At 63.9% G+C, this 15,830-nt stretch carries 12 protein-coding genes and 1 pseudogene; 2 read left to right on the top strand and 11 right to left on the bottom strand.

What is annotated here, in order from left to right:
• Positions 1-113 precede the first annotated feature (113 nt).
• A complete protein-coding gene (locus WJU18_RS06855; RefSeq protein WP_423459361.1) occupies positions 114-1,226 on the top strand; it encodes a helix-turn-helix transcriptional regulator in 1,113 nt (370 codons plus the stop codon).
• Positions 1,227-1,887: 661 nt separating this feature from the next.
• On the opposite strand, the gene WJU18_RS06850 is transcribed toward WJU18_RS06855, so the two are convergent.
• The 9 genes and pseudogenes from WJU18_RS06850 to WJU18_RS06810 form a co-directional block, all read right to left on the bottom strand.
• Positions 1,888-2,163, bottom strand: a complete 276-nt coding sequence (locus tag WJU18_RS06850) for an STAS domain-containing protein (RefSeq protein ID WP_423459360.1) — start codon at positions 2,161-2,163, stop codon at positions 1,888-1,890.
• Positions 2,164-2,179: 16 nt separating this feature from the next.
• Complete coding sequence (locus tag WJU18_RS06845) at positions 2,180-2,827, bottom strand: MlaC/ttg2D family ABC transporter substrate-binding protein (RefSeq protein WP_423459359.1); 648 nt, start codon at positions 2,825-2,827, stop codon at positions 2,180-2,182.
• 116 nt (positions 2,828-2,943) lie between these two features.
• Entirely contained in the window at positions 2,944-3,729 is a 786-nt protein-coding gene (locus WJU18_RS06840) for an MlaA family lipoprotein (protein WP_423460953.1), read from the bottom strand.
• A gap of 67 nt (positions 3,730-3,796) precedes the next feature.
• Positions 3,797-4,285, bottom strand: coding sequence for an outer membrane lipid asymmetry maintenance protein MlaD (gene mlaD, locus WJU18_RS06835; protein ID WP_423459358.1), 489 nt, complete (start codon positions 4,283-4,285; stop codon positions 3,797-3,799).
• A 22-nt stretch (positions 4,286-4,307) separates the two neighbouring features.
• Positions 4,308-5,091: pseudogene (gene mlaE, locus WJU18_RS06830) on the bottom strand (lipid asymmetry maintenance ABC transporter permease subunit MlaE).
• Positions 5,088-5,909 carry an ABC transporter ATP-binding protein gene (locus WJU18_RS06825; protein WP_423459357.1) on the bottom strand — a complete coding sequence of 274 codons (822 nt, stop codon included), beginning with the start codon at positions 5,907-5,909 and terminating at the stop codon, positions 5,088-5,090. Before WJU18_RS06825 ends, mlaE begins: the two are co-directional and overlap by 4 nt.
• A 225-nt stretch (positions 5,910-6,134) precedes the next feature.
• On the bottom strand, positions 6,135-7,712 hold the full coding sequence (locus tag WJU18_RS06820) for a serine hydrolase (protein ID WP_423459356.1): 1,578 nt from the start codon (positions 7,710-7,712) through the stop codon (positions 6,135-6,137).
• Between the two features lie 34 nt (positions 7,713-7,746).
• Positions 7,747-8,643, bottom strand: a complete 897-nt coding sequence (locus WJU18_RS06815; protein ID WP_423459355.1) for a sterol desaturase family protein — start codon at positions 8,641-8,643, stop codon at positions 7,747-7,749.
• Between the two features lie 27 nt (positions 8,644-8,670).
• Positions 8,671-9,279: a malonic semialdehyde reductase gene (locus WJU18_RS06810; protein ID WP_423459354.1), complete on the bottom strand. Its 609-nt coding sequence runs from the start codon at positions 9,277-9,279 to the stop codon at positions 8,671-8,673.
• A 334-nt stretch (positions 9,280-9,613) separates the two neighbouring features.
• Here WJU18_RS06810 and WJU18_RS06805 point away from each other — a divergent pair, with 334 nt between their 5' ends.
• Entirely contained in the window at positions 9,614-10,759 is a 1,146-nt protein-coding gene (locus WJU18_RS06805) for an IS4 family transposase (protein WP_423458195.1), read from the top strand.
• Positions 10,760-10,990: 231 nt separating this feature from the next.
• On the opposite strand, the gene fdhF is transcribed toward WJU18_RS06805, so the two are convergent.
• Positions 10,991-13,834 (bottom strand): formate dehydrogenase subunit alpha, encoded by a 2,844-nt coding sequence (fdhF, locus tag WJU18_RS06800; protein ID WP_423459353.1) that lies wholly within the window; start codon positions 13,832-13,834, stop codon positions 10,991-10,993.
• Positions 13,831-15,591 carry an NADH-ubiquinone oxidoreductase-F iron-sulfur binding region domain-containing protein gene (locus tag WJU18_RS06795; protein ID WP_423459352.1) on the bottom strand — a complete coding sequence of 587 codons (1,761 nt, stop codon included), beginning with the start codon at positions 15,589-15,591 and terminating at the stop codon, positions 13,831-13,833. Before WJU18_RS06795 ends, fdhF begins: the two co-directional genes overlap by 4 nt.
• Between the last annotated feature and the right edge of the window lie 239 nt (positions 15,592-15,830).

Genomic DNA, 15,830 nt, shown 5'->3' with positions numbered 1-15,830 from the left:
GTTGTCTCGGTTCATAAGGTATAAAAAAGTAAACGCCCATTAACATTATGATGAGATTCATCACATCAGTGGCATGCTTTGTCTCCGCTTGAGGCTTGAATAGACTTCGCACCATGGCATCCACCGCCGCCACCGCCCGCTTGCGCCAGATGGCCTGCCTGGACATCCAGGGGCCGCAATTCATCGCGCCCGTATTGCGTGAGCTGCACCAAGTCATCGGCTTCGACATGTGCAGCTATGTTCACCTCGGCGGTGAAGCGAAGACACAGGAGACTCAGATCCATGTCGAGGATCCGGCGCTCGCGGCTACCGCACCCGATTACTTCGATCCGCGCATACGGCTCAGTGAACGCCAGGTCTTTCACCACGCCCTGAGCGATCTTCACCACGCGATCGGCCCTAGGCGCGGCCCGCAAATGGTGGGTCAGCTTCTCAAGGTGCCGCGCGCCTCGCTGCTGCGCAGCGATTTCTACAACACCCTGCTGCGACCGGCCCGCATTGCTGATTGGATCAGCCTGCCGCTACATACGCCGGAGGGCCGCGGCGTGGGCACGCTCACGCTGTACCGGGGGGTGGGATCTCCGCTCTTTCAGAAGGAAGACGCGGACACGTTGGCTCCGCTGCAGGCCTGCCTGGCCCGAGTGCTGCAGCCTCCAACACAAGGACAAGGCGATGCCGAAGACTGCGTGGTGACCCAGGCTTCGCTCGTGACGACCCCCAAGGGCCAGCTGCTTTGGCAGGAGCCTCAGGCGGCCACCCTGATGGCGCGGGCTTTCGGCCTGCGCTGGCGCGCGAGCGCAGCGCCGCCGCCCGCACTGCGCGCCATGCTGCAACGCATGGAGCCAGGAGCACCGCTGCCATCGCCAATGGAGTTGTGCAACGCCAGCGGCCGCTTCTCGCTGAGGGTCGGATGGCTGGTACCGGCGGGGACAAAGCCCGGGGAAGCCGCAGAAAGCGGCATGGGCCCCATGATCCATATCGCGATCACGCAGCACGTAGCCCGCGCCGCGAGGCAGTTGTCAGCGCTGCAAACGCTCGGCCTGCCACAGCGCCAGTACGAATTGGCCTGGTGGCTGGCGCGTGGCTTGCCGGAGCCTGAAGCCGCCGCGCGCATGGGCATCAGCGCGAACACCGTGGTGTACCACCGCCGCCAACTCTATAACCGCCTGGGGGTAATGGAGCGGCGGGAGTTGCTGGAAAGATTGGCGCCCACCCCCTGTTATTAAGAAGTCGGCATTCTTGAACTTGAAATACCCGTTCGGGCTGAGCTTGTCGAAGCCTGTCCTGAGATTGGGGAAGGAACAGCCGGGTGGGAGTGGCGCTGTGAAAGCCCCCACCCTAACCCTCCCCCAGCGGGGGAGGGAACAAGACCACCGAGTGCAGCGAGGTCTGTTGATTCGCGGGCCGAGCGCAGCGATGGCCCGAGCCGCGGGTCCCCTCTGGACGTGCCGAAGAGCGCAGCGCGTGGGGCGGGCAGGAGCACTGCAAGATGCTCCTGCTTCGTGCTCTAGCTTGCCGGGGTTGTTTGAGCGGCGTGAACGTAGTGAACATAGCGAGTTCGACGGCACCGCCCCATGCGTGAGCACCGCAGGTTGCCCGGAGCGTAGCGGAGGGACACGTCCAGTGGGGTCGCCTTTCTTCTGCCTACTCTTCTTTGGCGACGCAAAGAAGAGTAGGTGCACTGCCGGGGGCAATCCCGGCCTCCGACCTTAAATCAAACAGCAGAAGGTCATTAGAAGGCAGAGGACCATTCAGATCAACCTACCGTGAAAGCCCTCACCCCAACCCTCTCCCAGAGGGAGAGGGAGCAAAGCTGCGTGGGCATATGCTCGCCCTACGAGCGAAGGCCCCTGCCTGGCAAAAAGGCATGGTTCCAGGAGCCTCAGGTCACAACTGTTGATCAGGCAGCAGTTCGGATACGCCGTACAAAACCGCCAGCTCACGCAGGTGCGGGGCCATGCCCCGCACAGCAAAGGTCTTGCCGTCGTGCAGGCATTCACGGCGGCATTCCAGCAAAACGGCGAGCGCGGACGAATCGAAGCGTGTCAGCGCGGCGGCGTCCACCAGCACATCGTTGCCCGACTCGGCATGCGCCGCCTTCAGCAACATGTTCAGGCAGGGTTCGGCCTGTGAGGAAGTGAGTTCAGCAGGCAGCACCAGCACCTTGAGGCTCCGTGCGTCAGTTCTTGGCGTTGGTCTGGTTGCGCTCGACGAGCGAGGCGATCAGGCCGTCAACGCCATTGGCGTTGATCTGCTGGGCAAACTGCGGGCGATAGGTATCCACCAGCCAGATGCCCGCGACGTTGAGGTCGTAGATTTTCCAACCAGTGCCCTGGCCGGCTGTTTTTTCCATACGGTAATCAAGCTGCACGGGTTCGCCTTTGCCCCTGACCAAGGTACGGACCAGCACTTCATTGTCGCCAGGGCTGGCACGCAATGGGCGCACCTCGATGGTCTGGTCGCTCACTTGCCGTAGCGCGCCCGCATAGGTACGCACCAGCAGGGTCTTGAATTCCTGCTGCAGCTTCTGTTGCTGCTCGGGCGTGGCCTTTCGCCAACCGGGGCCGGTGGCCGAGGCTGTCATACGGCGGAAATTGACATTCGGCATGATCTTGCTGTCAACCACCGTCATCACGCGGGCAATATCTCCACTTTGCAGTGCCTTGTCGGAGCGGATGGTGTCAAGCACTTCCGTCGAAAGGCGCTTGATCATCTCGTCCGGTGCTTCATCGGCCGCACGCGCCCATGGCGCAGCGCTGGCCATGGCCAAAGCGCAAAATGCCACGGCGGTACTTTTGACGAACGAACGGCGAAAGATCTGGGTCATGTTCTTTAATCCTCATGGGCGCTACATGCGCCACCTGCATTTTGAATAGTTGCCGCAGCCTCGGTTCCCCAAGGCTGTTACAAGCTGTGCAGTCAAGGGTTTCTAAGAGCGTGTGCTTACTGTGCTTGAGAAGCACTGGCCGCAGGCGCCTTCGCAGCGCCCGGCTCGCCTTCCTCCAGGTCGTAACGTTCCTCGTCCCCCGGGGGGTTACCGTCATAGACATCGTTGCGGCGCTTCTGGAGGAACGCTTCGCGCTTGAAGGTATAGGGATCGAGCGCGGCGGCATCCAGAATATTGCCCACATCCAGCAGACGCGCGCGTACGTCAACGGCCCCTAAGGCTGTAAGAGAATTGCGCAAACGGATGTTGTCGGTGTGTCCCAGCGGCTGGCCGTAGAAATCCACCGGCAGGGCTACGGAGTCGCGGAATGTGCTCGGCCCCAGGATCGGCAGCACCAGATAAGGGCCCGGTGGCGCCCCCCAACGGCCCAGGGTCTGCCCGAAGTCCTCGCGGTGGCGCTCAAGCCTCATCTCGGTGGCGGGATCGAAAATGCCGCCAATACCGATCGAAGTATTGATGACCACACGCCAGAACGAATGCAGCGAGCCTTCCGCCTTGCCCTGCAGCACGTTGTTGACGAAGGACCAGACGTCGCTCAGGTTGCCGAAGAAATTGCCTACGCCGGTACGCACCGGGGTCGGCAGCACCGTCTTATACGCCGTGGCAACGGGTTTCATAACCGCGTCGTCCACCGCATCGTTGAACTTGCTCATCGAGCGGTTGTAGGATTCCCAGGGGTCACGCGGGTCGCCGCCCGGCGTGCTGGCACAGCCCGCCACGATAAGCATCATCGGTATCACGGCCCACCGGCCCGACAGCCGGAACCACGCCGGCGCTTGCATCTTCATCGGATTACCTTGTTCTTCTGGAGGCCGCCCCAGGGCGACCTCTTCTTGTTCATGGGGCGCCTTACTTGGCGCCTTTGGCACCGCCCGCGGTTCCCCCGCTGGCCGCGCCGTTGTAAAGAAACTGGCTGATCAGGTTCTCCAGTACAACGGCGGACTGTGTGCTGCGCACATTATCACCGGCGGCGAGATTTTTCTCATCGGCCCCCGGTTCAATCCCGATGTACTGCTCACCCAGCAGGCCGCTGGTGAGGATTTTCAGGGAGCTGTCCTTGGGGAAGGCAAAGCGCGAATCCATGTCGAGCGCGATGTGGGCCTGAAATTTCTTGTCGTCGAAGCCGATCGAGGCCACCCGCCCCACCACCACGCCGGCGCTTTTTACGGCAGCTTTGGGTTTGAGTCCCCCGATATTGTCGAAATCGGCGGTAATGCGGTAGCCCCGCTGGAAATTCAGGTTCAACAGGTTGGCTGACTGCAAAGCCAGAAATACCAGGGCCACCAGCCCGATGAGCACGAACAGGCCCACCCAGAAGTCGTTTTTGGAACGTCCCATGTCGTTGCCTCGAAAACTAATACTAAAAACTGAACATCATGGCCGTGAGCAGGAAATCCAGCCCCAGCACCATCAATGAAGCCATTACCACCGTCCGGGTGGTGGCGCGCGCCACGCCTTCCGCCGTGGGTTTGGCACGGTAGCCTTGCAACAGGGCGACGAAAGTTACCGTGACTCCAAACACCACGCTCTTGAGGACGCCATTGCCCAGATCGGCCCAGACATCCACGCCGCCCTGCATCTGGCTCCAGAAAGCGCCTGGGTCGACCCCGATCAGCGGCACGCTGACCAGCCAGCCCCCGAGCACCCCCACCGCGTTGAAGACCGCCAGTGAGCAGCGGCATCACGATCACGCCCGCCCAGAAGCGAGGCGCGACGATGCGGCGGATAGGATCGACGGCCATCATTTCCATGGCCGAAAACTGTTCGCCTGACTTCATGAGGCCGATCTCGGCCGTGAGCGATGTGCCCGCGCGGCCGGCAAAGAGCAGCGCCGTGACCACCGGCCCGAGCTCTCGCAGCAGCGAGAGCGCCACCATCATGCCCACCGCCTCGGCCGAGCCATAGCGCTGCAGGATGTTATAGCCCTGCAATGCCAGCACGAAGCCGACGAACATGCCGGAAATGGCAATGATCGCCAGAGAATAGTTTCCCAGGAAATGGATCTGGTCGCGCACCAGCGAGAAGCGCCGGAAGGTAGGCCCGGCCAACTTGACCAGGCGCCAGAAGAAACGCGTGGCGTAGCCCATGTCGGACAGGCCTGAGCGCACGGCAAAACCGATGTCGGAAGGACGCCACCAGCTCATGAGGCCACTCCGAAATCCTGCTCGACGGTGGGGCCGGGGTAATGGAACTGCACGGGCCCCTCGGCGTCAGCCCCGATGAATTGCTGCACCAGCGGGTTGGGGCTGGCGCGCACCTCATCAGGCGTGCCGCGCGCCGCCACGTCGCCATCGGCCAAGATGATGACCTGGTCGGCAATGCGGAAGGTTTCCTCCACATCGTGGGAGACCAGGATGCTCGTGATGCCCAGGGCGTCGTTCAGGCGGCGGATCAACCGGGCCGTGGTTCCAAGGGAAATCGGATCGAGCCCGGCAAAGGGTTCGTCATACATCACCAGCTCCGGATCGAGCACGATGGCACGCGCCAGCGCCACGCGCCGCGCCATGCCGCCTGATACCTGGCTCGGCATCAGATCGCGGGCGCCGCGCAACCCTACGGCACCGAGCTTCATCAGCACGATGTCGCGGATGAGGGCTTCGGGCAGGCTCGTGTGCTCGCGCAGCGGAAAAGCGACGTTCTCGAAGACGGAAAGGTCGGTGAACAATGCGCCGAACTGGAACAGCATGCCCATGCGCCGGCGCGCGGCATAAAGCTGCTCTTCGCCCATGGCGCCGATATCGCTGCCATCCAGCAGCACCTGTCCTTTTTGCGCCTTGTACTGCCCGCCTACCAGCCGCAGCACCGTGGTCTTGCCTCCACCGGAGGCGCCCATGAGTGCCGTCACCTTGCCTCGCGGCACTGTGAGCGAGAGATCCCGAAGAACGGGCCGCTCGTCATAACCGAAGGTTACGTCGCGCAGCTCAACCAGGGAATCGGCAGCAGGAGGGGCATCTGGCGTCAAGACAAAAATAGCCGGACGAAGCCGGCGAGTAGGCAAGATGGGATCATTGTAGCGAGGGAAAATAAGGGGTTGGCCGGGCCCGGGGATGGCCTTTTGGGGCCACGGAAATTGGTCCTGCTGCGGGACAAGCCGTGAAAGCCCCTACTGGATGGCCGCACCCCCCAACGTTCGCCCCAGAAGGGGAAAGAGCAAGCCCCCGTTACTTCAACTGCCGGACATGCACACCTACACGCGTACGAAGCGGCCCAGTCCGCTGGTGTCGTAGAACTCGAGCCAGACGCTGCGGCCAGTCACGTCGAAGCGGGCCAGTGAGATGCTGCCGGGGGCAGCGCTTTCATTGGCGGGGTGGAAGACGAAGTCGTCGCCGCTCCAGTGCCGTAACGGGTACACCTGGGGCAGCGGACCCAGGGACAGGCGCAACGCGTTGCCCGCCATGACATCGACCTGCAGCTCACCGAAGTAGTCGCTGCTGTAGCGGCCTGCATAGCCGGAGAGCGCTTTGGGAGGTGCGGGATTCGCGGGAGGCGCCTTGCCCACCAGGCTGCCGACGGGATCAACCAGCCCCGAAATCGCCTGGTTGTAAGCGGTCCACCAGTCCCGCGTGGCGCGGCCGCTTTGTGCCAGATCCAGGAAATGGCGGCAAAGGGTTTCGGGCACGCCGATGGGCCAGCTATTGGTGAGCGCGACCACGGCGACATCCAGCGCCGGGACCAGCATGAAGCAGGTTGCCGCGCCCAACTGGAAAGCGCCGGAGTGGCTGTTCATGCGCAGGCCGCCTTCCCCGAGCGTGCCCACGTTGAAGCCGTAACCATAGGCGCCACCCGGGGCCTGCGGCGACATGGCCGCTTGCAGGGCCTCGGCGCCAACCAGCGTGCGGCCCTCCCAGCGGCCCCGGGCCAGCAGCAGCGCCAGCCAACGCGCCATGTCCCGGGCGCTGCTGCTCGCGCCGCCAGCGGCCGACTGCGGATCGGCATTGCGCGGCGCGCCAGGCTCCCAACCGGTGCTGCCGCGCACGTGACCGACGGCGCGATTGGTCTGGCGCATGAAATCCGCATAGCGCGAGGTAGTGCGCGTCATGCCCAATGGAGCGTACAGCGTTTGTTCGGACAACGTAGCCCAATCGGTGCCGGCGCGCGCCGCCACACCGAGCGCGGCCGCCGTGAGGCCCGCATTGGTATAGGCATAGTGGGTGCCCAGCGGTTGCAGCGGCTGAAAGCGCAAGCGCTCAAGCACTTCGCGCTGGGGCCAGCCCATCTCCTCGATATCGTCGCCGGCGTGGTCAGGCAGGCCGCTACGGTGCGCATAGAGGTCGGCGACAGTAAGGCGTGCGTTGGTGTCGTCATTGCCGAGCTTGAACCAGGGCAGCAACTCGCGCATGGGGCTGTCCCACCGCACGCGCCCCTCCCCAACCTGCCGGGCCACCACGGTCGCGCCCAACGGCTTGGAAACGGAGGCGAGCTGAAATACGGTGTCGGCATTCACCGCCTCACTCCCGCCCGCCCGGCATACGCCATAGCCCTCGGCGAGCACCGTCTCACCCCGGTGCACCACGGCCAGTGAGAGCCCCGGCACGCCGGTTTTCTGCATCAGATCACGTGCCGCAGCGGGCAAGGCGCCAGCGGCGGCCCGGATGCGGGCACTGTCCGCGCTGGACGGTGCTTCGGTGCTCATGCCGCCGCAGGCAGGCAGGCTTGCGCCCAAGCCAATACCGGCCCCCAGGGCAGCGGCGCGCTGAAGCACCATGCGGCGCGCGGGCGAGCGCAAGACCATGGGTAGAGGAGCTCCGGGAATCCGGTGATTCATCTTCTGCTTTCTTCTTTGGTCCATTTTTCCAGGCCTACTCTGCCGGCAACCCTGTGGGCGCATGCTGCCGGTCTCGCACCTGCCGGGTGGTCAGGCTGCTGCCATCGGCGCTCCAGCCCGGCGGCTGCACGAGAATGTTGAACATCTCGCCCAGGCTTCGCGCGCGCCGCAGATCGTGCCAGATGCCGGCCCATTCGTGGAACGCGATGCGTAGCGGGTTGTCGGTGCCTATCGGGTGCGTGAGGCCGTAGCGCGGGGTGCTGCCTTCGGGGTAGAAACTGCCGAAGAGCTTGTCCCACACGATCAGGGTACCGGCGTAGTTGCGGTCGAGGTACTCCTCGTCGCTGCCATGGTGCACCCGGTGGTGCGACGGGGTGTTGAACACCGCCTCGAACCAGGCCGGCATGCGGTGGATGGCTTCGGTATGGATCCAGAATTGGTAAATCAGGTTGGCCGACTGCATGAACAGCACCATCGCCGGATGAAAGCCCGCCAATGGCATCCACGCCCAGAACAGAAAGCTGCCGCTGATGGTGCCGGTCCAGGTCTGGCGCAGGGAGGTGCTGAGGTTGTAGCGGTCCGAGGAATGGTGCACCGAATGCGATGCCCAGAACCAGCGCGATTCATGGCTGATGCGATGGAACCAGTAATACGTGAAGTCATCAGCGAAAAAGCACAGCACCCATATCCACCAGGTATTGGTGGGAAGCGTCCAAAGGCGGTGTGCATAGAGCCAACTGAATACCAGCAGCACCAGGCCGCCCAACGCGATGGCGACGAGCATGTTGCCGAGGCCCAGCACGATATTGGCGGCGGCATCGGTGCCCCGGTAGCGGCCGTCCCGGCGGAGCAGGCTGGTCACGGCGCCGATGGCGATCAGCACGAGAAAGGCCGGCGCCGCGGCCATCATGATGTCGGGTAGTTCCTGCATGGGGCTTTCCTCCTTTTGACCTGGACGTCACAAAACCTGGCAGGCCGTCTCGAACGGCAGCCGCGGGTTGCGCGGAAAGACCGTGGCTGGGTCGCCATAGCCCAGATTGACGAGAAAGTTGGCCCGCCAGCGCCCGTCCGGGAAGAATTCGGCGTTCACCTTGTCCATGTCAAAGCCGCTCATGGGGCCGCAATCCAGCCCCAGGGAACGGGCCGCCAGGATCAGGTAGGCGCCGCCGAGCGTGCCGTTGCGCGTGGCGGTAGCGCTGACGAGCGCGGGGTCGGCTGCGAACATTTCGCGCGCGCCGGCGTCGTGCCAGACCTCGTGCATATGCTCGTAGAAGCGCGAATCCACCGCGACGATCACACAGACCGGCGCCGCCACCGTCTTGGCGCGGTTGCCCGGCGACAGCAACGGCTCCAGGCGCTCCCGTGCCGCACGCGATGCCAGCATGACGAAGCGTGCCGGCTGGGTATTCATGGACGTCGGGCCCATGCAGGCCAGGGCGTATACCTGCTCAAGCAGGGCGCGCGGCACCGGCACATCGAGAAAGCCGTTGACCGTGCGGGCATCGGAAAACAGCTGGCGGAGCGCCGCTTCTGATAGCGGCGCGCGGGGGATGGTGCGGGTATCCATGGGCGGTCCTCGATGCGTGTAGGCCCCCAGAGATTACGGAATTTGAAACCTTCTGTATGCAGCCCGAATGGGCTACACACGGCTGATTTCATCGGGGCGTGCCTTTGCCGCTATTCCCAGGCGGCAGGTCCCCGCACTGGCGGAGTCCAGCGATAGCTATCCATGAGGCGCCGCTAGTGGATACCGGCTTTCGCCGGTATGGCGAGATCTTTTTTATGCCCGAACTTTTGAAACGAGCACAAGCCGTACCTGCAGAACCGTCATTCCGGCGAAAGCCCATATGCGCTAACGTAAATTAGCGTATGCTCGAGCCATCAATCCGGATAGGTGGAAGATGGACCAAGAGCCAGAGCGAGTGAATTTGAGTGAAGACTGGCAAGTCATAGAGAGTCTATTGCCCGAGCATTGGCAAAGCCAGGCCAGGCAGTTAGGTGCGCTCAAGCGCACGCGAGGGGTGCGCGATGCGCGAATGCTGTTGCGGCTGATGCTGATTCACCTGGCGCAAGGCTGCAGCCTGCGGGAGACGGCAGCGCAGGCGCAACTGGCGGGTATAGCCCAGATCAGTGATGTCGCCTTACTCAAGCGCTTGCGCTCATGCGGTGCTTGGTTTGAATGGATGGCCGGGCAAGTCAGGCAAGCGCCTGAGCTGCAAGCACAGCCCCTGGCTGGGCAGAGCCTGCTGAGTGGGCGCAGATTGCGCGTGGTCGACGGCAGCGTGGTGCGCGAGCCGGGCCCCACGGGCTCGCAGTGGCGGCTGCACTATGCGATCGGCCTGCCCGATCTGCAGTGCCAGGAGGTTCACCTGGGCTCAGCCAGGCAGGGCGAGACACTCAAACGCTTTGAGGTGCGAGCGGGCGATGTGTTTGTGGCCGACCGTGGTTACGCGCATCCGGCGGGCATTGCCCACGTGCGCGCCGGTGGGGGCGATGTGCTGGTGCGGCTTAACCTGGTGACACTGCCTTTGTATGAGACTGGGGTGCCTGTTGCGAAGGCGCAAAAGCTTGATATTCTGGCTTGTGCTCGCACCGTTCAGATAGGTCAGCCCAAGGAGTTTGAGGCGTGTGTGCACCCCAAGGAGGGGGCCATTGTGCGCGGGCGCCTGTGCATCGCACGCAAAAGCCAGCAGGCTGCTGCCAGGGCACGCCAGCGCGTGCAGCGTGAGAGTCAGCGCAGTGGCACGCAGATGCAGCCGCAGACGCTGGAGGCGGCTGATTACGTCTTTGTCTTCACCAGTCTGTCGCAAGAGCTCAGTGCTCAGCAGGTGCTGCAGATCTACCGTCTACGCTGGCAAATCGAGTTGGAGTTCAAGCGGCTGAAGTCGCTCATCTCGCTGGGGCATCTGAAAAAGCACGATGAACAGGCGGCGCGAAGCTGGCTGCAGGGCAAGCTGCTGGTGGCCTTTCTGATCGCTCGCATGATTGCTCATGCCGAGCGCGTTTCCCCCTGGGGATACGAGATCGAGAAGATCGCGTACGACTGAGTCTTGGTGCCCTTGGCGAGAGACTTCGCTGATGCGCGAGTTGCTATGCCGTGCACTGACGCCTGCGATGAATCTGCGCGAGGCCATCCGGCAATGGCAATCTGTGCGCCAGCGCCTGGCTGAGTCGCCTCGACGGCGACGCTCTCAAAGAGTTGATTCGTATGACTTACTACGTTAGCGCATATGGGCGAAAGCCGGAATCCATCTTTCGCCGCGAGGCCTTGCGGCGGATTACGCCGGCATCACGCGCACGGCGCAGTACTTGAATTCGGGGATTTTCCCGAAAGGATCCAGCGCCGCATTGGTCAGCAGGTTGGCGGCGGCTTCGCGGTAGGCGAAGGGAATGAAGATGCTTCCTCGCGGGGTGCCGTCGTCTCGCCGGACCGTCAGCTCGACGCTGCCGCGCCGCGTGGTCACGTGAGCCATGCCGCCGGCGCTGAGCCCCAGGCGGGTAATGTCTTCCCCGTTCATCGACACTGTAGGCGCCGGCTCCAGCGCGTCGAGCACGGTGGCGCGGCGCGTCATGGCGCCGGTGTGCCAGTGCTCCAGCTGGCGGCCGGTGATCAGCACCATGGGGTATTCGGCATCGGGCCGCTCATCGGCGGGAATGATGTCGGCTGGCACCAGCTTGACCCGGCCATCGGCCGTGGGGAAGCCGTCGGTGAAAACGATGGGCTGGCCTGGATCGTCTTCGCTCAGGCAAGGGTAGGTGACGCTGCTTTCACGCTGCAGGCGGTCCCAGGTGATGCCGGCGATGGCGCCATGCATGGCGCGGCGCATTTCGTCGTAGACGAGTTCGACGCCATGGTAGCCCTGGCTCTGCCCGCCTTGTTCGCCGTAGCGCCAATCCAGGCCCATGCGCCGTGCGATTTCCTGGATGATCCACAGGTCGGCGCGCGCCTCGCCTGGCGGGTTCAAGGCCTGCAGGCCCAATTGCACCATGCGGTCGGTGTTGCTCACCGTGCCGGTCTTTTCGGGCCATGCGGAAGCCGGCAGCACTACGTCGGCCAGCCACGCGGTTTCGGTGAGGAAGATGTCCTGCACCACCAGATGCTCCAGGCTGCCCAGGGCATGGCGCGCATGGTTCAGATCAGGGTCGCTCATGGCCGGGTTCTCGCCCATGATGTACATGCCGCGCACCTTGTGCGGATCGCTGTCGTCAGCCAGTGCCTTGTGCATGATCTCGACCACGGTGTAGCCAGGCTGGTCATCGAGCCGGGTATCCCAGAACTCCTCGAACCAGCCGTGCGCGCCGGGGTTGTCCACGCGCTGGTAGTTGGGGAACATCATGGGAATCAGGCCGGCATCGCTCGCGCCCTGCACGTTGTTCTGCCCGCGCAGGGGGTGCAGGCCGGTACCGGGCCGCCCGATCTGGCCGGTGCAGGTGGCCAGCGCAATCAGGCAACGCACGTTGTCGGTGCCATGAACGTGCTGCGAAATCCCCATGCCCCAGAGGATCATGGAAGACTTGGCCGTGGCGTAGGCACGCGCGACCTCGCGCAGGGTATCGGCGGAAATGCCGCAGATGGGCGCCATCGCCTCTGGGCTGTAGCCCTGCACGTTGGCCTTGAGCGCCTCGTAGTTGCCGGCACGCTCGCGGATGAAGGCGTCGTCGACCAATCCCTCCATGACGATCACGTGCAGCATGGCGTTGAGCATGGCCACGTCGGCGCTAGGCTTGAAGGGCAGCACGCGCCAGGCATGGCGGGCGATGTCGGTCACGCGCGGGTCTGCCAGCACGATCTTCGCGCCACGCTGGGCGGCGTTCTTCATCCATGTGGCCGCCACGGGATGGTTGGCCGTGGGGTTGGAGCCGATGATGAGGATCAGCTCGGCGAACTCCACGTCCTTGACCGGGTTGCTCACCGCGCCGGAACCCACGCCTTCAAGCAACGCCGCCACGCTGGAAGCGTGGCACAGGCGCGTGCAATGGTCGACGTTATTGCTCCCGAAACCGGTACGCACCAGCTTCTGGAACAGATACGCCTCTTCGTTGCTGCCCTTGGCGCTGCCGAAGCCAGCCAGGGATTTGGCGCCGTACCGGTCTTTCAGGCCCTTGAGCTTGCCCGCAGCCAGCTCCAACGCCTCTTCCCAGCTCGCTTCCCGGAATACGTCCCGCCAATCACCGCGGTCGTCGCAGTGCGCCGGATCCTTCGCCACACCTGCCTTGCGGATGAGCGGCCTGGTCAGGCGCTCAGGGCTGGCGACATAGTCAAAGCCGAAACGGCCCTTGACACAAAGCCGCCCCTCGTTGGCAGGACCGTCACGCCCGGTGACGCTGACGATCTTCTCGTCGCGCACGTTGTAGGTGAGCTGGCAGCCAACGCCGCAGAAAGGGCAGACGGAATCCACCTGCCGATCGACCTTCTGCTCCCCCACATGGGTCTTGGGCATCAAAGCGCCTGTGGGGCAGGCCTGCACGCACTCCCCGCAGGCCACACAGGTGCTGGCGCCCATGGGATCATCCAGATCGAACACGATATGCGCGTGGCTGCCGCGATCGGCATACCCGATGACGCCATTGACCTGCGCCTCGCGGCAGGCGCGTACGCAGCGGGTGCACTGGATGCAGGCGCTGAGATTCACCTCCATGGCGGGGTGGCTGATGTCCGGCGCTGGCTGGCTGCGCTTCAGGTTCTGAAGCGCGGGGCGCACTGAAACGCCGGCCTGGGCAGCCCAATGGGTGAGTTCGCCGTGCTGGCCCATGGGTGCGTCCGGCGCAGCGCGAAGGCCGGCATCGTTCCACTTGAACCCTTCCTCCGGCATCTCCGACAGCAAGAGCTCCAGCACCATGTCCTGCGACTTGCGTGCCCGCTCGCTCGTGGCCTTGACCTTCATGCCCGGCTGCACGGCGCGGCAGCAGCTCGGTGCCAGCGTGCGTTCACCTTCGATCTCGACCACGCAGGCGCGGCAGTTACCGTCTGCACGCAGGCCGTCCGTGAAACACAGGCGCGGAATGTTCACGCCATGGCGCTCGGCGGCTTTCAGGATGGATTCGCCTTCGCATGCACTGGCAGGCTTGCCGTCGAGCTCGAACTCAATAAGAAACTGTTTTTGATCCAGCACCGCGCTCATGAACGGTCTCCTTCAGCGGTTGCCCCCACCTCATGTGGGAAATACTTCTGCACGCAGCGGATGGGATTCGGCGCCGCCTGCCCCAGCCCGCAGATCGAGGCATCGATCATCACCGTGCCCAGGTCTTCCAGCGTGGCGTGGTCCCATTGGGTTGCCTGCATCAACTGCGCCGCCTTGGCCGTGCCCACCCGGCAGGGGGTGCACTGGCCGCAGCTCTCGTCCGCAAAGAAGCGCATCATCGAGAGCGCGGCGTCGCGGGCCTTGTCCTGATGGCCGAGCACGATCACAGCCGCACTGCCGATGAAGCAGCCATGCGGCTGCAGGGTATCGAAATCCAGCGGCACATCGGCGAGCCGTGCAGGCAGGATGCCCCCCGAAGCGCCGCCGGGCAGATAGGCATACAACTCGTGCCCCTCGGCCATGCCGCCGCAGTATTCATCCACCAGCTCGCGCAATGTGATGCCGGCGGGCGCCAGCTTCACGCCAGGATTTTTGACCCGGCCGCTCACGCTGTAGCTGCGCAAGCCCTTGCGGCCATGCCGGCCGTGGGAAGCAAACCATTCGGCGCCCTGCTCCAGGATCTGCCGCACCCAGTACAGGGTTTCGAAGTTGTGCTCCAGCGTCGGCCGGCCGAAGAGACCTGTTTCGGCGATGTAGGGCGGGCGCAGGCGGGGTTCGCCGCGCTTGCCTTCAATGCTCTCAATCATGGCGCTTTCCTCGCCGCAGATATAGGCGCCCGCGCCGCGCCGCAGTTCGATATGCGGCAGCGGAAACGGCGGGTTCGCCTGCAAATCGGCAATGGCTTGCCCCAGCACCGCGTGGCATTCAGGGTATTCGTCGCGCAGATAGATATAGACCGCCTCGCAGCCCACCACCTGTGCCGCGATCAGCACGCCTTCCAGGAAGCGGTGCGGATCGCGTTCCAGGTAATGGCGGTCCTTGAACGTGCCCGGTTCGCCCTCGTCGATATTGACCGCCATGAGCCGGGGCGCCGCAAACCCGCGGACGATGCGCCACTTGCGCCCCGTGGGGAAACCGGCCCCGCCCAGCCCGCGCAAGCCGGCATGCTCCAGCGTGCTCATCACGCCCTCGGCATCCCGCTCGCCGCGCTGGATCGCCGCCGCCAAGGCATAACCGCCTGCTTGCGCATAGGCGGCGAACGCCACGGCCTGCACGGCTGGCTGAACCGGCGCGGTTGGCGCCAATGCCTGCGATGAAGCCTCCGCCAATGCCTCGGCCGTCGCATGCCCGATGGAAGAGCGCCCCACCATCGCGGCCGGCGCCTGCTCGCAGCGGCCGATGCAGGGCGCACGGACCACATGCACCTCCGTGCCCAGCAGTTGAGGGAGCTTTTCAAGCAGGTCCTCGGCGCCTGCCAGTTGGCAGCTCAGGCTTTCGCAGACACGGACCGTGAGGCGCGGAGCCTGAGCGCCATCCTTGAGAATCTCGAAGTGGTGGTAGAAGCTGGCCACTTCATAGACTTCGGCCATGGGCAGCCGCATCTCCGCGGCCAGCGCCACCAGATGGCGCTCGAAAAGGCCGTGGTGGTGATCGTTGAGCGCGTGCAGATACTCGATCAGCAGATCGCGCCGATAGGTGCCCTCGGGTACCCCGATCAGGGCGCGCACTTCAGCCAGGGCTGCATCGCTGGGTTGCCGGCCCTTCAGTTCGGCGCGCGGTCGTTTTTTACCGGTTGCGCCGCCGGACGCATGGAGCGGAATGACCCGCCGTTCTTTGTGGGAATTTATTTCTTGCATGGAACACATCTACCGCGCCGAGCCCGATCGGTCTCCGCTCAACGCCGAAAAAACCTGTACTACCCCGAGTTTAGGGGGTGTTCTCCTCATACACCCATGAAATCACGCGATCAAACAGCGATCCCTTACAGAATGCCTACAGCGCGAATGAGAATCCCTACAACGTAAATGCGAATGATTCAACCCCCATGTGATTTTCCACAGTTAAACTGTTGCCTTGAACCAACTGAAACCAACTG

This window comes from Ottowia sp. VDI28, assembly GCF_049532675.1.
Taxonomy (GTDB): domain Bacteria; phylum Pseudomonadota; class Gammaproteobacteria; order Burkholderiales; family Burkholderiaceae_C; genus Ottowia.
The sequence above is the reverse complement of the archived record's forward strand: the minus strand, read 5'-3'. Positions and strand labels throughout refer to the sequence as shown.